Here is a 20,582-nt window from a genome sequence, read left to right on the forward strand (position 1 = left end):
CTCTGTGAATCCGACTCCAGCCGCCACCGGCGGCCAGGTCCGACGCTTCGGTGCGTTCGCCGCGGCGCTCGTGCTCGTCACCGGACTGCTCTTCGCGGTCGGCCGGCCGGCCGCCGCGCAGGATCTCGGCACGTGTGCCGTGACGTTCCGGTCCACGGTCAGCGCGCAGGGGTTTGTCCACCCTGGCGTCGGCCTGAGCGAGCCGATCCTTCAGAACGCCCGCCAACAGATCGCGGCGGGCGCCGAACCCTGGACGTCGTCCTTCCGTGCGATGCAGCAGTCGTCAGCGGCCGGTACCGGCGTGACCTCGTCGAACCGGAGCAGCGCCGATCCGACCAAGCCCGCCTCGGATGCGTTCAACAGCCAGGGCTTCAACGGCCGCTTCATCGCCGACGGACTGAAGTCCTACACGCAGGCAGTGCTCTACGTGCTCACCGGTGAGGAGGTGTACCGCAAGAACGCCCTCGACATCATTCGCATCTGGGAGCAGATGGACCCCGCGAAGTACGAGTACTTCACCGACGCGCACATCCACACCGGTATCCCGCTCAACCGAATGGTCTCCGCCGCGGAGCTGTTGCGCTACACCTCGTGCGCCGACGAGGCGTACCCCTGGACCGACGCGGACACGCAGGCTTTCACTCGCAACCTCGTCGTACCGGTTGTCGAGACCTTCCAGAACGACAACAACCACTTCATGAACCAGCACAGCTACCCGCTCATGGGCGCGATGGCCGGCGCCATCTTCATGGACGACCCAGCCCTCTACAAGCGGTCTGTCGAATGGTTCACCGTCAACGCCGGCGCCAAGGACCAGGGCTTCAACGGCTCGATCGCCCGGTTGTTCCGATGGGTCGACCACAACGACAAGACCGGCAAGCCGATCAAGGACCCGCACGTGCAGCACGCCGAGATGGGACGCGACCAGGCCCACGGCGGCGGTGACCTCACCAACGCCGCGATCATTTCCCGCATGCTGCTGGCGCAGGGTACGAAGGTCGATCCGGTCGCCGGAACGGTCTCCGACGCCCCGAACGCAGTCGGCCCGTACGAGTTCCTGAACGACCGGATTCTCGCCGCCGCCGACTACTTCTGGCGATTCATGCTCGGCTACGACACCCCGTGGACCCCGATGGCCTACGCGATCTCGCCGGACGGCACGATCCGCGACACCTACGACCACATCTCGAACAGCTACCGCGGGCGCTACAACACCGCGAGCTTCTGGGACGTCTACTATCACTACGCGTTCAGCCGCGGCGAGGACGTCAAGAAGGTCGCGCCGTACTTCGCCGAGGCGTACGGCAAGCGCAACGGCCCGCTCTTCTACTACGGCGGCAGCCGCAACAACGCCTGGGACAACGTGGACGGCGGCGGCGACTCCTGGCTCTTCGCGCCGGCCGCCGCGGCCGGGCAGGTCGTCCCGCCGCTGCCGGACAGCCCGACGAGCCTCGAGGTCGAGAACAAGTACACCCGCCTCGCCGGCGACGTCGAGCGCCGAACCGACGGCAGCACCGGATACGTGCGGATGTCGACCGCAGGCCACGGCTCCGAGATCGCCTACCTCAGCGGCTCGACCAGCAAGCAACTTCTCGCCTTCCGGGTCCGCACCGACGGCGAGGTGCGGCTGCGGATCGACCGGCACGACGACCGCACGATCCTCGTGCCGGACACCGGCGGCCAGTGGCGCTACGTGATGTACCCCCGCTCGATCGGGGACATGCTGTTCGTCCAGGCGACCGGTGACGGGGCGACGATCGACATCGATCAGATCGACACGAACGCCGCCGCCGGACTGACTCCACCGACCTTCGACGACACGTCGACCGCGCGCGTCGTGAACTGGAGGGGCGCGACCGCGACCGCCGACCTCTCCGCGCACTACGCCGGCACCGGCAACCTCGCCTACACGGCGCGGGGGCTACCGCCGGGCGCAACCCTCGACACCTCCACCGGGAAGCTGACCTGGACCGCCACCGCAGCCGGCTCCACCACCATCGCCGTGGCGGTCTCCGACGGCACCACGGTGGCGAGCCACCACGTCGTACTGGCCGCTGCCCGCAACCGCACCGATGCGCTCACGCTCGCCGAGCAGGGCCACGACGCGGACGCCATTTACGTCTCCGACACCAAGGCCACCTTCGACCAAGCGCTCACGACTGCACAGGACTTGGGCAAGAAGGGTACGAACGACGAGTACCTCACGGCGCTGGCGCACCTCGTGACAGCGGTCGACGGCCTCGCGCTCGTCTCGCCGCGCACAGCCGCGGACGGCAGCCTCGACTATCCCTCGCTCGTGGTCAGCTCCACGACCGGGGCCAGCATCGGCAACCTCGTCGACGGCGACAACCAATCGGGGACGTCGTACGGCCAGGCGGTCAACCTCTCCCACACCTTCGACTTCGGGCCCGACTTCCGGGTCTCGGCGACCCGCTTCGGATTCCAGAGCAACATCTTCGCCGACCGGCTCGCGAACTCCACCGTCTACGGCTCGAACGACGGCAAGAGCTGGACCCGGTTGACCCCCGGCGTCACCCAGTTCACCCAGGACTTCAACACCCTCGACGTCGACCCGGCGCTGCGGGACCGACAATTCCGTTACCTCAAGGTCCAGCTGCTCAAACCCCTGCCGGACGTGCTCTACGGCATCGTCCGCAACCTGTTCGAGCTGACCGAGTTCCACATCTACGGCGAACGGCACGAGATCGGCAACCAGGTGTTGGCGACCTCGATCACGTCCGCCCAGGCCATCGCGGGCAAGATCATGACCGGCGACACCGTCGACGTCGCGGTCACCGCGAAGCAGCCGCTCCGACAAGTCACCCTCACCGTCCAAGGCCTTACAGCGAAGGCGAACTCGGCCGACGGCGTCAACTGGACCGCCGCGGTCAAACTGGACAACGTGCCACCCGGCGACATCCAGGTCGCGGTCGACTACCTCGACGCCGCCGGTAAGGCCGGGCCGACCGCCTACGGAACCACCGACGGATCGAAGCTCTACATCGCGGGCGACCCCGCGCGTTTCATCGACGTTGCCAAGACGGCCACAGTCACCGCCTCCGACAAGCAGTGGCCGGGCACCGGACTGGGCGCCGACAAGGTCGGTTACCTGCTCTTCGACCGCGACCCCAACACGTACGGCGACCTGAACAGCGGACCAGGCGCGTACTACGTCATCGACTTCGGCGTACACGCGACCGTGCAGCCCGAGGAGGTGCTGTTCCTTCCGCGGGCCAGCCACCCGCAGAGGGCCAACGGCACGGTCGTGCAAGGGTCGAATGACGGCCAGGCCTGGACCGACCTCACCAAAGCGCTCACCGGGGCCGTCGCAAACAGCTGGAGCGACCAGACCACCTCGGGCGGCGACCACTACCGGTACCTGCGGATCTACAACGCCACCAGCTGGTACGGCGACCTCTCCGAGGTCGAGCTCTACGGCGACATCAAGTACGACGCTTGAGCGGCAAGGTCGAGCAGCGCGAGGACCAGGAACTCGCGCTGCTCACCAGCCAGAGATTGCGGCTCAGAGGCGCAGGGTGAGTGTTGCGGTGGTGCCGTCTCGGTAGGAGACCTGGACCGGGACACCGGTTCGGTTGGCGTCTGTCAGGTCGTCGCCGGGGAGCCAGAGGGCGAACTGGGAGGCGTTGACGGTTGCGGTGATCTTGCCGCGGGTCGGGCTGGTGTAGGTGACGGCAGTGACGTCCGCTCCGGCCAGCCCGGCAGCTACCGACAGACTGTGGTTGTCGATCGAGCCGGTGCCGAGGCTCGTAGGGGTGAGGGCGCGCGGGGCCGGCCGGTCGGCCGTCGGCGTTGTGCCGATCGAACCGATATAGCTGCGGAAGAGGTGTCGCGAGTCGTCGGTGATGCACAGTGCGCCGAACCCACTTTGGTCCGCGAGGACGACGAGCGTCCACACACCTCGACGTTCCGCGATCGCGGTTGTTGCCTTGGACAACTGATCGCGGTAGTCCGGGCTGCCTGACTTCTGTTCCTTGCGGCACGAATCGGCGGCGTCGGCACGCTCGCCTGCCGACAGGCCCGTCGGCGTCGCGGTCCACGTGGCGAACGCGCGATCGCCACCGAGGGCCGAGGTCAGCACAAGGACAGCGGCAGTCGCGGCAGCAACCGAGGCGATGGCCACGGCAATCCGCCGAGCCGACCGCTTGCGCGCAGGCACCGGTGTGGGTTCGGTCGCAAGGATCCGCCGCAGGTCGGCCTGCGCGCGTGGGCCGTTCGGTTCGGCGTCGGTACTCGTCGGATCCAGGCTCTTGAGGACGTCGAGTTCGTCGATACGGGTCATGAGAGCTGCCTTTCGGGCGAATGGGCCGGCACAGGTCCGAGGAATGCACGTAACGCTCGGCGGGCGCGGCTGAGTCGCAACCGGAACGCAACGGGGGAGATACCGAGGACAGCCGCGGCCTGGGGTGCGGTGAGGTCGTCGAGTACTGCGAGCGCCAGCGCCTCCTGATGAACTCCGGAGAGCTTGCCCCACGCTCGCGCGAGATCGATCTGCCGGGCCACGAGCTCGGAGTTGTCGGCAGTGACGGTCGGTGCCTCACTGAGCCGGACAGCCAGTGCCGTCCGCCGTCGTGCTCCGCGATGAACATTGAGGATGACGTTCCGCGCGATGCCGAACAGCCAGGCCCGCGCGTCCGGCAGGCTCGCCGGTACGTCGTCGGTCCGCCGCCAGGCGACCAGGAACGCCTCGGCAACGATGTCCTCGGCCTGCTCGTCCGGTACCCGTCGCTGCGCGAACCGGACCAGGTCGGCGTACGTCGCCTCGAACAGCCCGGTGAACCGCGCCTCTCGCTCCGGCGGTGAATGCTCACTCATGACTCGGACCTGTCCAGCACGGCACGGAGTGTGTCGCCGTCAGGCGGACTCGCGGATGACCAGTTCGGTGGGGAGGATGACGGCGGAGCGGGTGTTGGTGCCGATGCTGTCGAGCAGGAGGCGGACCATTTCGGTGCTGACGCGGGTGAAATCCTGGCGGATGGTGGTCAGTGGCGGGTCGGCGCTGACGGCGACCTTGGAATCGTCGAAGCCGCCGACCGCGACATCCTGCGGGATGCGCTTGCCCACGCGATGCAGGGTCGAGATCGCGCCGAGGGCCATCAGGTCACTGCAGACGAAGACGGCGTCGAGGTCAGGGGCGCGGTCCAACAGGTCCGCCATCGCCCGCTCGCCGGACGCCTGGGTGTAGTCGCCGTGGGTGATCAGTCGCGGGTCCGGTTCGTCGATCACGTCGCGGTAGCCGGCCAGCCGGTCGACGCCACCGGGGGTGTCGGTCGGTCCGGTGATGATGCCGATGCGCCGGCGGCCGCGGGAGCCCAGGTAGCTCACCATCTGCCGGGCACCGTCGCGGTCGTCGGCCGCTACGTAGGAGATCTCGCGCTCGTGCCCGATCGGCCGCCCGGCCGCCACGATCGGCAACCCGCGGGATCGGAGTTCGTCGGTCAGCGGGCTGCCGGCGTGCTCGGACACCAGCAGCACGCCGTCGACGTGCCCGGCGGTGACCCAGCGACCGACGCGCCGCCGGTCTTCCTGGGTGCCGGCGATGGTGAGCAGCAAGGTGATGTCGCGCTCGGCCAGGGCTTGGGTGCAGCCTTTCAGGAGGATGTTGAAGTTGGGGTCCTCGAACAGCCGGTCCTGCGGGTCGGACAGGATGAAGGCGACCGAGTTCGACCGTTGGGTGACCAGGCTGCGCGCGTGCTGGTTCACGACGTACCCGGTCTTGCGGATCGCGCGCTGTACGGCGGTCAACGCGTCGGGGGAGACGTAGTGGCCGCCGTTGAGCACGCGGGAGACCGTTCCCCGAGACACGCCGGCGACTTCGGCGACGTCCTCCATGGTCGGGCGGCGGGAAGCGTTCGAGGAGCTCATGGTCACATTCTGCGTCGAGGCGAGCGGAGCACCCGCACGCCACCCGCAGGTACGACGAGATCGCCCGAGCAGGACGCGCCGGTGAGCAGTTCGTCGCCGGCACCGGGAACCGTGGCGTCACGCTCTCCGTGGTTGATGACGATCAGGTACTCGTGCTCCGGCCCGATGCGCCGTACGACCTCCAGGTCTTCAGGAACGTCGGTGTGTGGTGGGAGACCGGCGTCTCGCAGTACGGCGGCGAGATCGGGGGCGCTGAGGCGGGTCGAGATGTACCACGCCGTACCGCGTCCGAACCGGTGACGGGTGATCGCGGCTTGCCCGGCGGCGGGTCCGTCGATGTAGTGCCGAATGGCCTCCGCGCCGTCGAGAACGAGGTCTTCGGCCCAGACGTCGCCGCTGGAGCCGTCGTCGAGACGGACCCGCTCGCCTTCTCGCAGCGGCAGGAACTCCTCGACGGACAGGCCGAGCAGGTCGCGGAACGCGCCGGGGTGGCCGCCCGGATGTACCGCGTCGTTCCCGTCGACGATGCCGGAGAAGTACGAGACCACGAGCGTGCCGCCGTTGCGGACGTACGTCGTCAGGTTGTCCGCAGCTGCCGGGGTTGTCAGGTAGAGGCTCGGTACCAGAACGACGGCGTACTGCGAGAGGTCGCCTTCGGGGTCGACGAAGTCGGCGGTCAGGTGCGAGCGCCACGTCGCCTCGTAGAACGCCGAGACTCTGTCGAGGTACGAGAGGTCGACGGAGGGACGCCACTCGAGCTCGAGCGCCCACCAGGACGGCCAGTCCCAGGCGATCCCGACATCGGCGACAACGCGAGTGCCCCGGAGTTCACCGAGCCGCGAGAGATCGGTGCCCAGGGCAAGCACCTCGCGCCAGACCCGGGTTCCGGTGCCATTGTGCGGGACCATCGCGGAGTGGAACTTCTCGCCACCGAAGCGCGAGGCCCGCCACTGGAAGAAGAGCGCCGACTCCGCGCCGCGAGCGAGGTGACTCAAGGTGTTGCGGCGCAGCTCACCCGGACGCTTGGCGACGTTGCGGGGTTGCCAGTTCACCGCACTCGTCGAGTGTTCCATCAGCAACCATCCGCGGCCGCCGGCGACCGATCGGGTCAGGTCCGCCGACATCGCCAGCTCGATGTGATTGGCCGCCTGCTCGGCGTAGAGATAGTGGTCGTTGGCAACCACGTCGACCTCGGCGGCCCACCGCCGGTAGTCGATCCACTTGCAGTTGTTGATCATGAAGTTGGTCGTCACCGCGACCCCGGGAGAGAGCCGGCGCAGGAGATCGCGCTCGGCGATGTAGTTGTCAAGGTGCGTGTCGGAGCTGAACCGGAAGAAGTCCAGTTGCTGCGCCGGATTGACCGCCATCGGGGAGGCGAGCGGGGGCTCGATCTCGGCCCAATCACCGTAGCGCTGCCCCCAGAACGTTGTGCCCCAGGCGTCGTTCAGGTTGTCCAGACGGTGATAACGGCGTCGCAGCCAGCCTCGAAACGCCTCGGCCGACGTTGCGCAGTAACAGTGTGTGTTGGCGCCGCCGTACTCGTTGTGGACGTGCCACATCGCCAGTGCGGGATGACCCGCGTAGCGTGCCGCGAGCTGCTCGGTGATGGCGATCGCGGCTTCCCGGTACTCGGGAGAATGCGGGCAGAACGCCTGCCGTCCGCCCGCGCCGAGCAACCTTCCGTCACGGTCGACGAGGCGTGCCTGCGGATGGCGCCGGAAGAACCAGGGCGGCGGGGCCGCGGTGGGCGTGGCCAGGTTGACCGAGATGCCGCCGTCGTGGAGCAGGTCGAGAACCCGGTCCAGCCACCCGAAGTCGTACGTTCCCGGCGACGGCTCCAGCAGGGCCCAGGCGAAGATCCCTACGTTGACGAGATTGACACCCGCGTCCTGCATCAGCCGGACGTCCTCGGACCACACGTGCTCGGGCCACTGCTCGGGGTAGTAGTCGCCCCCGAACGCGATGCCGGTCAGCTGCGGCAGGACTGGCTCGGCGCGGCCGGCCGATCCCGAATGAACCGGTACGACGATGCTCATCGACAGGTGTCCGATCTGGGAGCGCGAACAGAAACGGCACTCATCATGACATGAGGATCCGAGGTTTTCGAGCTATTGACAGCGGTATGGACGGCAAACAAACTGTGAGCGCTCCCAGTCAGGAGCACGGACTGAGGAGGTCGGGATGAACGGATCGGCGCGGATCAGCAGGCGGCGACTGCTCGGCGGGGCATCCGCTGTGGTCGGCGGCGCGGCGGCCGGGGGACTGCTGAGCGGCTGCAACGCCAACTCGTCGGGCAGCTCGTCCGGCAACGGCGGCGGGGGCGGCGGGAGCACCGTCACGCTGACCGTGATGTACAACAACAACGAGCTGACCAAGGACCACATCGCGGACTTCGAGGCGAAGAATCCCGGGATCAAGATCAACTTCCTGCAGACCGACGCCACGCGGCTGAACGCGATGCTCGCGTCCGGCACTCCACCCGACTTCGTCCGCGGTGCGGCCGTCGGCAGCGCCAACGTCAACGCGCGCGGACTGGCGACCGATCTGACGCCTTACCTCGAGAAGAGTCAGGTGCTCAAGAAGGACGATCTGCTGGGAGTCAACGACAGCTTCCGCTGGGACGGCAGCAGGATCGGTCAGGGCTCGTACTACGGGATCGTGAAGGACTGGAGCCAGGACGCGACGCTGTGGTACAACGCCCAGCTGTTCGACCAGGCGAAGGCCCCGCACCTCAGCGAGACCGAACCGATCGGCTATGACGATTTGCTTGCCGTGGGCAAGAAGCTGACCAGCAAACAGGGCGGCAAGACGAAGGTCTACGGCCTCGGAGTGGAGTGGGCGTGGAACCTGTACGCCCCGCTCGCGACGATGATCCTGCAGCAGGGCGGACAGATCTACAACGGCGACCTGACCGAGACGGACTTCACCAGCGCGGCTGCTCGCCGGGCGGTGGCGTGGTACGTCGATTTCGCGCAGGCCGGCGTCGGGCCGAGCTCACTCGATCCGCTGCCGGACGGCGCCGACCTGTCTACCTTCATGGCGAAACGGATGGCGATCAGCCAGGACGGCTACTGGTACGGCGGCAACTTCGTCAAGGAGACCGCTCTGCAGCCGGTGATCCGGATGGCGCCTGCGCCCGTGATGGGGGATCACCGCGTGAGTCCGACGTACGCCGGGATGGGTGCCTGGATTCCCGCCAAGTCCAAGCACAAGGACGCGGCGTGGAAACTGATGGAGTACTTCATGGCGGGCCCGCCCGCGGAGGAGCGCGCGAAGAGCGGCTGGGGGCTGCCTGCCTTGAAGTCGCTGCTGCCGAAGCTGCCGCAGGATCTGCCGTACCAGAAGCAGGCGTACAAGACGGCGCAGAACGAGCTGCAGTTCAGCGCGCCGCTGCCGGACTCGCCGTACGCGACGGTGGATACCTGGAACCTCACGCTGGACAAGCACCTGCAGAGAGCGATCAAGAGGCAGGCGACGGTCGACGCCGCCTGCAAGGCGATCACCGACGACGTGAACAAGGTGCTCAAGCAGGGCAAAGAGCAGATCGGCTGACCGCGACATGGCCCGAACCAGCTGGTCGCGGTACTCGAACCGATCCTTCTACCTGTTCGTCTCGCCCTGGGTGCTCGGCTTCCTCCTGCTCACCGTGGTGCCGCTGGGCTACGCGTTCGGGATGAGCTTGACGAACTTCGACGGCAGCTCGCCGCGCTGGCGATGGGTCGGGATCCGCAACTACACCGAACTCTTCGGCGACAGCGAGGCGTGGCATGCCCTGCTGCGGACGATCGCCTACACGGCAATCGCCGTACCGCTGAGCGTCGCAGCCGCCCTCGGACTCGCCGTACTGCTGAACCGGCGGCTGAAGGCGCTCGGCCTGTGGCGGACGATCTTCTTCCTGCCGTCGGTGGTTCCGGCGGTGGCGATGGCGATCATGTGGAAGCTCGTCCTGAACCGGGACGCCGGCATCGCGAACGCGCTTCTGCACATCGTCGGGATCAAGGCGATCGCGTGGCTGATCGATCCCATGGCCTTCTATGCGCTGATCATCCTGACGCTGTGGGGTCTCGGGGGCGGCATGGTCATCATGCTGGCCGCGCTGCAGGGCGTTCCGGCCGAGCTGGAGGAGGCGGCGGTCGTCGACGGCGCGGGCCGGTGGCGGGTCTTCCGGCACATCACGGTACCGATGATCTCTCCGGTCATCTTCTTCCAGGTCGTGACGGGGGTGATCGCGACGTTCCAGATCGTCGTACAGCCGCTGCTGCTCGCCGAGACCAACAGCATCGCCGGGGTCGGGCAGGTGCCGCGGAGCACCCACTTGTACATGGTGCAGGTGTATCAGGAGTTCTTCACCAGCAACCGGTTCGGCTACGGGTCGGCGATGCTGTGGGTGTTCTTCCTGGTGATCCTGGCCTTCACGCTGCTCATCCAGCGATCCAGCCGTCTCTGGGTGCACTACGAGGTCGACACCGAGTCGGACCGTTAGGAGAACGTGCTGTGCACGACCGCCGTACCGCATCCGCCGCTGTCCACCGGCTGCCGCTCGTCAAGGTCCGTTTGAGTGCGGGGGCGATCTACGTCCTGCTGATGGCGCTCGCGGTGCTCTTCGTCGGGCCCTTCGTGTGGTTGCTGCTCGCGGCCTTGAAGACCCGGGACGAGTGGGCCGCCGTGCCGACGCACATCCTGCCCCGGCAGGCGCAGTGGGGGAACTTCGTCCACGCGCTGACCGACATCAACTTCCCGGCGTACGCCGTCAACTCGCTGTTCCTGTCGACGATGTACGCCGTACTTGTCACAGCCTCCAGCGCCGCCGTCGGATTCGGGTTCGCCAGACTCCGCGGCAGCGGTAAGCGTGGGCTGTTCGTGGTTCTGTTGTCGACGATGATGCTGCCGCAGATCCTGACGCTGCTGCCGACGTACGTCCTGTTCTCGAAGCTCGGGTTGGTGAACACGTACTGGCCATGGGTGCTGTGGGGCTTCGCGGCGTCGCCGTACCTGATCTTCTTGTTCCGCCAGTTCTTCGCCGCGATCCCACGCGAGCTGGAAGACGCCGCGATCATCGACGGGTGCGGCTGGACCCGGATCTTCCTGCGGATCTTCCTGCCGTTGTCGCGACCGGTGCTGATCACCTCGTTCCTGCTGTCGTTCATCTGGACCTGGGGCGACTACATCGCGCCCGCGCTCCTGCTCGACGTCGACCACACGACATTGTCGGTCGCGATCACCGCCTGGTACCGCGATCCGCACGGCAACGCGATCCCCACGGTGCAAGCCGCGGCCGCCGCCCTCTACGTCCTCCCCGCGCTCCTCATCTTCCTGTTCGCCCAACGCCACTTCGTCCGGAGCGTCGTAGCCTCAGGCGTGAAGGGATAGCGCGAAGGAGGGCGGCGATGCGGACCGGAACGGTCACCAGGATCGCTCGAGTCGCAAGCCAGACGTGCTGCGGAATCCTTGTCGGGGTCGCCGGCACCGTGCTCGTGCTCGAGCTTGCGCTTCGGTCGCTCGACGGGCCGCAGTACGTCGCTGTGCGCCAGGCGGAGTACGAGTACTTCACCTGGTTCATCGGCACGGTCTTCGCGGCGACGCTGATTGCCGTTGTGACGCTGGTCGTTCAGGCGTACAAGACGGACAGGACGCTGCTGCGGCCGGCGCTGATCGCCCTGATGCTGATCCTGGTCGCGGTCGTCGTCACGGTGGTGGTCAACGGCCCGATCAACCTGGAACAGCAGGGATGGACAGCACAGGCTCCACCGGCGGACTGGGCGCGCCTACGCGATCGGTGGCAGATCGCACACGCCGTACGGACGGTCGCGCTGTGCGCGGCGCTGGGATATCTCACGGCCCGGGCGCGCCGTGGAAAGAATCTATGACTGCGGAGGTGCGGTGCTGCCTCGGACGACGAGTTGGGTGGCGAGTTCGAGGCGGTGGTGGGCGAGCGCTTCGCCGCGATCGAGGGTGAGCACCATGTCCGCGGCCGCGGCGGCCATGTCCGTGAGTGGTTGCCGGATCGTGGTCAGCGGAGGCGTGACCCAGCCTGTGATCGGCAGGTCGTCGAAGCCGACGACGCTGAGGTCGTCGGGGATGCGCAGTCCGGACTCGGCGGCTGCGCGATACACGCCGAAGGCCTGCAGATCGTTGTGGGTCACGATCGCGGTCGGCCGGTCGGTGCGACCGAGCAGGGCGCGCCCGTGCGTCAGGCCGTCCTCGGCCTGGAACGTCCCTTCGAAGACCAGTTCGGCCGCGAACGGCGTACCCGCGTCGTCGAGTGCCGCGCGGTATCCGTCGAGCCGGGCTCTGCTGGACAGCATCCGGGTCGGTCCGGTGATGGTGGCGATCCGCCGATGCCCGAGCTCGAGCAGGTGGCGGGTGGCGGAGAATCCTCCACTCCAGTTGCTGGCGACGACCGAGGGGAACTCGTGTCCGGGGTCGCCGGTGGGGTCGACCAGGACGAACGGGATGTCGCGACTACGGATCTGGTCGCTTTGCGCGGGCGTGAGTCCGGAGAACACCGCGATCACTCCGACGGGCCGCCGGGCCAGCACGCCTTCGATCCAGCCGCGCCCGGGTGTGTGGCCGTGCATCTCGGACAGTACGACGGCCAGCCCGTTGTCGCCGGCGACGCGTTCGACGCCTTTGATGACCTCCATCGCGTAGGCGCCGGCGAGCTCGTGGAACACCAGCTCGATCAGCGCGGCCTTGGTGCCGGGCTTCTTCAGTCGCCGGAACCCGTGCGTGCGAATGATGCCCTCGACCATCGCGCGAGTCCTGGGCGAGACGTCGGACTGACCGTTGATCACGCGGGACACGGTCGGGATCGAGACACCGGCGAGTTCGGCGATCTGGGCGACGGTCATTGCCCGGCCTGTCGGGCCCGCCGCGGAGTCGCTGCTAGCGGTCATGGCGGTGAGTCTAGCCGCGGGCTCCTCCCGCCCTCTCCGGATGTTTCGGTGGAAATCTCGAAATGACCTGTTGACCCTCCGCAGCCGCACCCTTACAGTTCCCCGCAATGATCGGCGGGGATTCCGAAATTTTCGGACTGGGAGGATTGCCGTGAAAATTCGTCTTGCGTTCGCTGTCGCCGCTGCTGCTTCGCTGCTTGTCGCCGGCTGCTCGGGCAGTGATTCCGGTGGTTCGGCCGATCAGAAGTCGTTCGACTTCTGGTCGTTCTCCGGGATCAACCAGAAGTCCGCCGTCGACGAGTACCAGAAGAAGCATCCCGACATCCACGTCAAGCTGACCGAGGTCGGTTCCTCGGTGGAGACGGCGCAGGCGCTGACCACGGCGCTTGCCGGGGGCAAGGTTCCGGACCTGGTGCTGATCCAGGGTGACGACCTGCCGAAGTTCGTCGAGCAGCCGCAGAACTTCGTCGACCTGCGCAGCCTCGGCGCGGACGACACGAAGAAGGACTACCTGGACTGGGTGTGGTCGCAGAGCGTCGCCAAGGACGGTCAGGTGCTCGGCATCCCCACCGACGTCGGTGGTCTGGCGATCGCGTACCGCAAGGATCTGTTCGCGGCCGCCAAGTTGCCGACCGACCGGGAGGCGGTCGGCAAGCTGTGGCCGACGTGGGACAAGTTCATCGAGGTGGGCAAGCAGTACAAGGCCGCGACGGGCAAGGCTTTCGTCGACAACGCCTCGACGAGCGTGTTCTACCAGGCCGTCAACCAGGGGTCGATGAAGTTCTACGACGCCGACCGCAACCTGGCCTACGATCACAGCCCGCAGGTCAAGCTCGCCTTCGATTACACACTGGCGGCGGCGCAGGCAGGCATCACCGCGAAGCTCAGCTCGTTCACGGAGGGCTGGACGGCCGGCATGGCCAAGGGCGACTTCGCAGTCGTCGCGGCGCCGTCCTGGATGCTCGGCAGTATCCGGTCCAACGCGCCTGCCACCAAGGGGAAGTGGGATGTCGCCACCATTCCCGGAGGCGCCGGGAACTGGGGCGGCAGCTACCTCGCCATCCCGAAGAACGCCAAGAACCCGCAGGCGGCCTGGAACTACATCAAGGAGATGCAGTCGCCGCAGTCGCAGCTTGCGCACTACGTCGGCTCGGGCTCACTGCCGTCGACACCGTCGGTGTACAAGGATTCGCAGTTGACCTCGCACAAGGATCCGTTCTTCTCGAACGCACCGACCGGCAAGATCTACACCGAGTCTCTGCTGGGCCTCAAGCCGTTCTACATCGGCCCGGACAGCTCGGCCATCGGTCAGGAGTTCCAGAACGCCCTCACCAATGTCGAGCAGGGCAAGGGTGATCCGGCGAAGGCGTGGGACACGGCCTTGCAGAACATCAAGACCGCGATCGGGAAGTAACGGTGACCGGCACCCTCACCGCGCCGCGAGCCTCGACACGGCCACCTGCCGTGCCGAGGCGTCGCATGCGCGAGAGCCTGGGGGAGCGCGTCGCGCCGTACGCCTACGTCGCGCCGTTCTTCCTGATCTTCACGATCTTCGGCCTGTTCCCGCTCCTGTTCACGTTCTACGTCGCCTTGTTCGACTGGAACCCGGTGGCCGAGCACACGTTCGTCGGGCTGGCCAATTTCTCGCGGCTGTTCGACGACCCGCGGTTCTGGAACGCGCTGCAGAACACGATCAGCATCTGGGTGCTGTCCACCGTGCCGCAGTTGCTGATCGCCCTCGGACTCGCGCACCTGCTCAACCACGCGCGCCTGCGGTGGGCCACGCTCTTCCGCATGTCGATGCTGGTCCCGTACATCACGTCGGTGGCGGCGACGACCGTCGTCTTCGCGCAGCTCTTCGACCGGGACTACGGGCTGCTGAACTGGGCGCTGCACCTGGTCGGCGTCGGCCCGGTCGATTTCGTCCAGTCCACGTGGGGCAGTCAGGCGATGATCGCCACGATGGTGATCTGGCGGTGGACCGGCTACACGACCCTTCTCTACCTGGCTTCGCTGCAAGCGATCTCGCGCGACATCTACGAGGCGGCCTCGGTCGACGGCGCCGGCAACTGGAAACAGTTCCGCTACATCACCGTCCCGTCGCTGCGCCCGGTGATCGTCTTCACCATCGTCACCTCGACCATCGGGGGCCTGCAGATCTTCACCGAGCCGTTGCTGGTGTCAACGAATTCGCCGCTGACCTGCGGACCGGTCCGGCAGTGTCAGACCCTCACCCTGTTCCTGTTCGAGCAAGGCTTCGGCCAGTTCAAGTTCGGGTACGGCGCGGCGATCGGCGTCACGCTCTTCGTCCTCGTCGTCGCGTTCGCGCTGCTCAACTATCTGCTGTCCACGCGCATCCGCCGGGAGAAGCCATGACTGTGTTGATTTTGCGCCTCCGGCACGGGGGCCGGATCGAACGAGTGCCCTGGTGGGTCTACGTCCTGCTGACCGCCGCAGTGGTGATCACCGTCTTCCCGTTGTACTGGATGTTCGTCGTTGCGTCGAACGACTCCGCGACCGCCTACAAGATGCCGCCGCACGTCATCCCCGGCGGGAACCTCTTCCACCTCGCGGAACTCGTCTTCACCACGGTTCCGTTCGTCCGTTCGCTCGTCAACAGCGCTGTGGTCGCCCTGGCCATCGGCGCCGGCCACGGCGTGCTCTGCGCGCTGGCCGGGTTCGCGTTCGCCAAGTTGCGCTTCCCGGGGCGGAACACGCTGTTCCTGATCGTCGTACTCACGATGACCGTTCCGACACAGCTGGCCGTCATTCCGCAGTACATGATCATGTCGAAGCTCGGCTGGGTGGACACCCTTCAGGCACTGATCGTGCCGGGGCTGGCCAGTGCCTTCGGCATCTTCTGGATGCGGCAACATATCGCCTCGACCGTCTCGGACGAGCTGATCCAGGCGGCCCGGATCGACGGTGCGAACTCCTGGCAGGTCTTCTGGCAGATCGCCTTCCCGCTTGTCCGTCCCGCCGCGTTCGTGCTCGGCCTGCTGGGATTCGTCACGTCCTGGAACGACTTCCTCTGGCCGTTCATCATCCTCAAGTCCCCGGAGATGTACACCGCCCAGATCGCCATCAAAGCTCTGCAGAACAGCCGCGTCGTCGACCTCGGCCTCGCCATGGCAGGCTCCTTCCTCGCGACCATCCCGCTCCTGATCCTCTTCGCCTTCGTCGGCCGCCGCCTCGTCAGCGGCATCATGGACGGCGCCTTCAAAGGCTGACCGACGTCCTCCGTGTGGAGGAGCCCGCGTGGCCACATCACCACTCGCTGCAGGACCTGTTGTTTTTCGGGGATTTGCTGCACGGTCTATTGGAGGGGAAGTCGTCGCCGTGGATGTGGGGAGTGCTTCTGATGGACAGAGGTTTGCTGAATTCGTTGAGTGAGGCCGAGCGGCTGCTCGTGGCCGAGACCGAGCGGGACGTGTTGAAGGGCCTCGACGAAGACGAGTTGCTGGAGTTGCATCAGCGGGTGCGGCGGGCTCGGACGAAGTATGTGAAGAACTACCGGCGAGCGGCCGGCGCGGCTGTCGCGGAGGTCGGTAGCCGGGGTGTGTCGTATCCGAGGAACCAGCGGGATCGTGACAAGGCCGAGCTGTTCGAGTCCGTGCTGGCGCGGGTGAGTCGGCAGGTCGCAACGGCGGCCAGCCGCGCGTCGTCGGAGCTGCGCAGTGAGCGGATCGAAGCAGCGCGGTCGGCGCGGGCGCGGGTCGAGGTGGCGCCGGTGCGGGGCGCCGGCCGGGCAGCGTCGGTGCGCGATACCGATGCGGCGGTCGCGCCGGCAGGCAGCAGGCGTCCTCGCGCGACCAAGACCACGGGCGGGCTGAAGAAGGACGCATCGACCCGGGCCGCCGGCGCCCGCCGCCAGGCCAAACGCGACACCCGCTGACCAGTACCTGCTGATCGGTACGGCGTTGCGCGGGATCGCCCGAATCGGGTGATGACGGCGTGCGCCGGGTCGTGTCTGCTGGTCTGCGGCAGCCCCGGCCCCGGGAGGTGTGGAGATGCGCGGTGTCCCGCGACTGGTGCGGCGTGGCGGATTCGCCAAGGCCCTGGTCGTCGGCGCAGCGCTCGTGATCGTCGGATCGGCGTACGGCGCCCTGATGCCGAACGGGGCCCAGGGCGCGGACAGTCCGCAGTCTCAGCAGATCGACGAAGGACGACGGCTGTTCGCGGTCGGGTGCTCGAGCTGCCACGGGTTGCATGCCGAGGGCGGGACCAACGGCGAAGGTCGCGTCACCGGCCCGTCCCTGATCGGTGTCGGGGCGGCCGCGGTCGACTTCCAGGTGAGCACGGGACGGATGCCGGCCGCACAGACCGGCGCCCAGGTGCCGCGGAAGCCCCCGGTGTACAGCCCCGAGGAGATCGAGGCGCTGGCGGCGTACATCGCCTCGCTCGCCCCCGGACCCGCGGTACCCGCGCAGGAGGCGTACGACGTCAGCAACGTGACGCAGGCCGAGATCGCTCGGGGTGGCGAACTGTTCCGGACGAACTGCACGGCCTGTCACAACTTCGCCGGTCGCGGCGGCGCACTGCCGAACGGCGGCTATGCGCCGTCACTGATGCAGACCACACCGAGGAACATGTACCAGGCGATGCTGACCGGACCGCAGCAGATGCCGGTCTTCTCGGACCAGGTGCTCCGCCCGGAGGACAAGCGCGCGATCATCGCCTACCTGGTCGCTCTCCAACAGTCCGACGACCCTGGTGGCTTCCCGCTCGGCAGACTCGGGCCGGTGTCCGAAGGCCTCTGGGGCTGGCTCGTCGGAATCGGCCTCCTGGTCGTTGTCGCGGTCTGGATCGGCGCGAAGGTGCCGCGCGTCCGCCGCTTCCGAACGAAGGTTTGAAGCGCGGGCGGGCTGCCCAAAGCGCAGCGAACCGGCTAGTCTCGATTTTTTGGGACGAACCAGCGGGAGTTTGCGGAGAGCAGGGCACGTCGGCCAGGGGAGGGCGACGATGGTGATCAGCCCGACGCCCGAGCAGGAGCGGGACGAATTCCGGGTTGCGGCCAGTGGCGGAGTTCCGTGGCCGCCGCTGACACTTGTGACCCGCGACCGTTTGCATTCCGCTCTCGACCTCGGCGTACGGGCGCCGCTGACGATGCTGGTCGCACCGGCCGGTACCGGCAAGACGGTGCTGCTGTCGGACTGGATGGCCCGGCGACGACGATCCGGGGAGCCCGTGATGTGGGTGTCGGGGCAGTCGCCCGGCGCGCTGGCCGAATCCCTTCGGCGCGTCATCGGTGGTGACGTGCCGAGCCCGCCGGATCCGATCGTCGTCGACGACGCGCAGCTGCTGCCCGCGGCGATGGTGGCCGACGTCCTGCAGGTACTGCGGGAGTCGCCGCAGGCCGTCCGGCTCGTCCTCGCCACGCGGTACGACCTTCCGCTGCCCGTGTCCGAGCTCGAGCTGCGGGGGATGGCACTGACCTTGCGATCGCGGGATCTGCGCTTCACCGACGCCGAGGCCACCGCGCTCGTGCAGGCCCACGCCAGCGAGGCCACCGAGGAAGACGTCGAGTTGTTCCAGACCCACACCGCGGGCTGGGCGGCCGCGCTGGTTCTCGCGGCGCGGGCGTTCGCCGCCTCCGGGGTCGCCGTGTGGCCGCCCGCGAATCAGCGACCGGTGCTCGATCTCCTCCTCGGAGAGAGCCTCAGCACCCTCGGCGACCGGGTGCAGGCGATGCTGCTGAGCACCTTCGGGCCCGGCTCGGTGACCGGGCCGCAGGCCGTGATGCTCAGCGGTGACCCGGAGGCCGGCGCGATGCTCGCGGAGCTCGCCGGCAACGGGCTGCTGGTGACGGCGTACGTCGCCGATCCCGGCGGCGAGCCACTGTACCGGTACCACCCGCTGCTGGTCGAGTTGCTCCGGCGGCGGGCCGCGGCCAGCGCGGACGACGCGCGGCTCGTTGTCGCCGCACAGCGGCGGTCGGCGCTGCACTACGAGAATCGCGGTGACGGCGCGACCGCGCTGCGGAGCGCACTGGGCGCCGCGGATCCGGAGTTCGTCGCCCGGATCGTGCTCGGGCACGGGCCGGAGATCCTCGCTGCCGGCGACCTCGACCTCGTCACGGCCGGCTTCGACGCTCTCCCGGACGGATATCTGGCCGACCACCCGCACCTGATCGGTGTCCGCGGTCTGCTCCGGCGCGTCTCCGGGGACGTCGCCGGTGCCGTCATGGACGCGGCGTCGGCCGACGATCTTGCCGGTGCGATGAATCCGGCGACACCGGACGACGACGCGCTCGCGGCGGACGCCGTACTGCTGCGACTGTGGCAATCGCGGTACGGCTGGTACGACGTGCATGCCGCGATCGACCGGGCCCGGAACCTGGTGGCACCGGATTCGGCCGACGGCGACAGCCGGCACGCCGTACTGGCGCCGGAGCGGCTGGCGTGGTTGCTCATCGACCTCGCTGCCGCGGAGACCTGGGCGGATGATCTCGACGCCGCGCTCGCCCATCTGGACGAGGCGCTCGTCACGGCCCGGATGGCCGACCATCCGGGCCTGGTTGCGGGCGGGCTCGCGCATCGGGCGATCGTGCAGTACGTGCGGGGCCAGATTCAGAACGCGGCCCGGTCGGCGCAGGCTGCTCTCGACGTCGTCGAGGACCGGCTACCGCAGGTCTATGCCGTTCGAGCCCAGCTCGTGCTCGGGTTCGCGGCTCTCAACCAGCTCGACCTCGCGCGTGCGTGGTCCTGGTACGAGCGTGTGGTCGAGACCGACCTGGCCGGCTCCGACACCGTGGTCACGGCGCTGCGTTCGATGTTGCGGTCGGTGCTCCTGATCGAGGCCGGCCGTCTCGACGAGGCGTCCACCGAGCTCACCGGGGATCCGGAGGCAGCTGGACCGCTGCCGTCGTTCCTGTCGCGCGATCTCGCGCTGTTGCGCTCCTGGCTGGCGGTTCTGATCGGGGACCAGGCCGGTGTCGAGGTGCAGGTCCGGGAGCTCGACCGCAGCGGGAACGCTACCGAGGCCGAGCTGATCCGGGCCTTGCTGTCGCTCGGCCAGGGCGATCCGCGAGCCACCGTGAGGCTGATCGATCGGGTCCTCGAGGGGCTGAACCCGCATCCTCTGGTCGCGGCCGCGGCGGCGTCGTTCCGAACGGTCCTGCTGGGTCGCCTGGGCGACCGGCCGGCCGCGGAGGCCTCGCTGGTCGACACCTTGAACCGGGTGACTCCGCAGCGAAATCTGCATGCGCTCGTCCCGGCCGGGGCCGCCGAACCGGTGTTCCTCGACCTGTTGCGCAGTCATCTCGCCGGCCCGAACCCACAACCTTTCGCCGCCGCAGCGTTCGAGCAACTCTCCGCGTACCTGGCGGCGGGGAGTGACATCGCTGAGCGGACATTGCTGGCCCGTACCAGGCCGGATGCGCAGCTGTCGCCGCCGCGTCGACTCGACGCGACGGTCAACGGTGCACGGATCCGGTTGACGGCGCGCGAGGCGGACGTGCTCGATCAGCTTGCGCTCGGCAACTCGTACAGCGAGATCGCCCAGGCGCTGTACATCACCGAGAACACCGTCAAGACCCACCTGATGGCGCTCTACCGCAAACTCGGCGTGGAGAAGCGATCCGCGGCCCTCCGAGTCGCCCGCGACGTCGGCCTGACCCAGGCCTCCGGACAGCCGATTCATCCCCCGTAGCAGGTGAGGCGTCGCAGCGCCGTACGACGATCGCTCGACGGCTGACGGACGGGTGGCTCACCCGGAGCGGGTGATCCACCGCCGGTGAGGCGCGAACGAAGGTGGGCGGCAGGCGCGCCGGACGGGGGACAGGACGTATCACGGTAGCTCTGG

At 67.8% G+C, this 20,582-nt stretch carries 16 protein-coding genes; 11 read left to right on the forward strand and 5 right to left on the reverse strand.

Going from position 1 to position 20,582, the window contains the following annotated elements; all coding sequences use genetic code 11:
- Positions 1-4: 4 nt before the first annotated feature.
- The gene (locus EV651_RS29790) at positions 5-3,460 is read left to right on the forward strand and encodes a putative Ig domain-containing protein (protein ID WP_166658832.1); all 3,456 of its coding nucleotides are present in this window, start codon (positions 5-7) and stop codon (positions 3,458-3,460) included.
- 63 nt (positions 3,461-3,523) lie between these two features.
- On the opposite strand, the gene EV651_RS29795 is transcribed toward EV651_RS29790, so the two are convergent.
- The 4 genes from EV651_RS29795 to EV651_RS29810 are packed head-to-tail and all read right to left on the reverse strand — an operon-like array spanning position 3,524 to position 7,919.
- Positions 3,524-4,300: a hypothetical protein gene (locus EV651_RS29795; protein WP_133788583.1), complete on the reverse strand. Its 777-nt coding sequence runs from the start codon at positions 4,298-4,300 to the stop codon at positions 3,524-3,526.
- Positions 4,297-4,833 carry an RNA polymerase sigma factor gene (locus tag EV651_RS29800; protein WP_133788584.1) on the reverse strand — a complete coding sequence of 179 codons (537 nt, stop codon included), beginning with the start codon at positions 4,831-4,833 and terminating at the stop codon, positions 4,297-4,299. The genes EV651_RS29795 and EV651_RS29800 overlap by 4 nt, the downstream gene beginning before the upstream one ends.
- A 39-nt stretch (positions 4,834-4,872) precedes the next feature.
- Positions 4,873-5,883 carry a LacI family DNA-binding transcriptional regulator gene (locus tag EV651_RS29805; RefSeq protein WP_202870562.1) on the reverse strand — a complete coding sequence of 337 codons (1,011 nt, stop codon included), beginning with the start codon at positions 5,881-5,883 and terminating at the stop codon, positions 4,873-4,875.
- 2 nt (positions 5,884-5,885) lie between these two features.
- A complete protein-coding gene (locus EV651_RS29810) occupies positions 5,886-7,919 on the reverse strand; it encodes a beta-galactosidase (RefSeq protein WP_133788586.1) in 2,034 nt (677 codons plus the stop codon).
- Between the two features lie 145 nt (positions 7,920-8,064).
- Here EV651_RS29810 and EV651_RS29815 point away from each other — a divergent pair, with 145 nt between their 5' ends.
- From EV651_RS29815 to EV651_RS29830, 4 genes are read left to right on the forward strand one after another with little or no spacing between them, the layout of a single operon-like run.
- Complete coding sequence (locus EV651_RS29815; protein ID WP_133788587.1) at positions 8,065-9,435, forward strand: sugar ABC transporter substrate-binding protein; 1,371 nt, start codon at positions 8,065-8,067, stop codon at positions 9,433-9,435.
- 7 nt (positions 9,436-9,442) lie between these two features.
- Positions 9,443-10,366 (forward strand): carbohydrate ABC transporter permease, encoded by a 924-nt coding sequence (locus EV651_RS29820; protein WP_133788588.1) that lies wholly within the window; start codon positions 9,443-9,445, stop codon positions 10,364-10,366.
- 11 nt (positions 10,367-10,377) lie between these two features.
- The gene (locus EV651_RS29825; RefSeq protein WP_202870563.1) at positions 10,378-11,253 is read left to right on the forward strand and encodes a carbohydrate ABC transporter permease; all 876 of its coding nucleotides are present in this window, start codon (positions 10,378-10,380) and stop codon (positions 11,251-11,253) included.
- 17 nt (positions 11,254-11,270) lie between these two features.
- Positions 11,271-11,750 (forward strand): anthrone oxygenase family protein, encoded by a 480-nt coding sequence (locus tag EV651_RS29830; RefSeq protein ID WP_133788589.1) that lies wholly within the window; start codon positions 11,271-11,273, stop codon positions 11,748-11,750.
- On the opposite strand, the gene EV651_RS29835 is transcribed toward EV651_RS29830, so the two are convergent.
- Complete coding sequence (locus EV651_RS29835) at positions 11,745-12,779, reverse strand: LacI family DNA-binding transcriptional regulator (RefSeq protein ID WP_133788590.1); 1,035 nt, start codon at positions 12,777-12,779, stop codon at positions 11,745-11,747. The two genes, EV651_RS29830 and EV651_RS29835, sit on opposite strands and share 6 nt — an antisense overlap.
- Before the next feature lie 151 nt (positions 12,780-12,930).
- On the opposite strand from EV651_RS29835, the gene EV651_RS29840 reads away from it, so the two are divergent.
- The 6 genes from EV651_RS29840 (at position 12,931) to EV651_RS29865 (ending at position 20,429) form a co-directional block, all read left to right on the forward strand.
- Positions 12,931-14,193 (forward strand): ABC transporter substrate-binding protein, encoded by a 1,263-nt coding sequence (locus EV651_RS29840; RefSeq protein ID WP_202870564.1) that lies wholly within the window; start codon positions 12,931-12,933, stop codon positions 14,191-14,193.
- Positions 14,194-14,258: 65 nt separating this feature from the next.
- Complete coding sequence (locus EV651_RS29845) at positions 14,259-15,155, forward strand: carbohydrate ABC transporter permease (protein ID WP_166658833.1); 897 nt, start codon at positions 14,259-14,261, stop codon at positions 15,153-15,155.
- Positions 15,152-16,009, forward strand: a complete 858-nt coding sequence (locus EV651_RS29850; RefSeq protein ID WP_133788593.1) for a carbohydrate ABC transporter permease — start codon at positions 15,152-15,154, stop codon at positions 16,007-16,009. The genes EV651_RS29845 and EV651_RS29850 overlap by 4 nt, the downstream gene beginning before the upstream one ends.
- A gap of 131 nt (positions 16,010-16,140) precedes the next feature.
- Positions 16,141-16,674, forward strand: a complete 534-nt coding sequence (locus tag EV651_RS29855; RefSeq protein ID WP_133788594.1) for a hypothetical protein — start codon at positions 16,141-16,143, stop codon at positions 16,672-16,674.
- A 115-nt stretch (positions 16,675-16,789) separates the two neighbouring features.
- Positions 16,790-17,632, forward strand: coding sequence for a c-type cytochrome (locus EV651_RS29860; RefSeq protein ID WP_133788595.1), 843 nt, complete (start codon positions 16,790-16,792; stop codon positions 17,630-17,632).
- A 109-nt stretch (positions 17,633-17,741) separates the two neighbouring features.
- Positions 17,742-20,429, forward strand: coding sequence for a LuxR C-terminal-related transcriptional regulator (locus EV651_RS29865; protein WP_133788596.1), 2,688 nt, complete (start codon positions 17,742-17,744; stop codon positions 20,427-20,429).
- Positions 20,430-20,582 lie beyond the last annotated feature (153 nt).

It is taken from the genome of Kribbella sp. VKM Ac-2571 (genome assembly GCF_004362255.1).
GTDB classification, from domain to species: domain Bacteria; phylum Actinomycetota; class Actinomycetes; order Propionibacteriales; family Kribbellaceae; genus Kribbella; species Kribbella pratensis.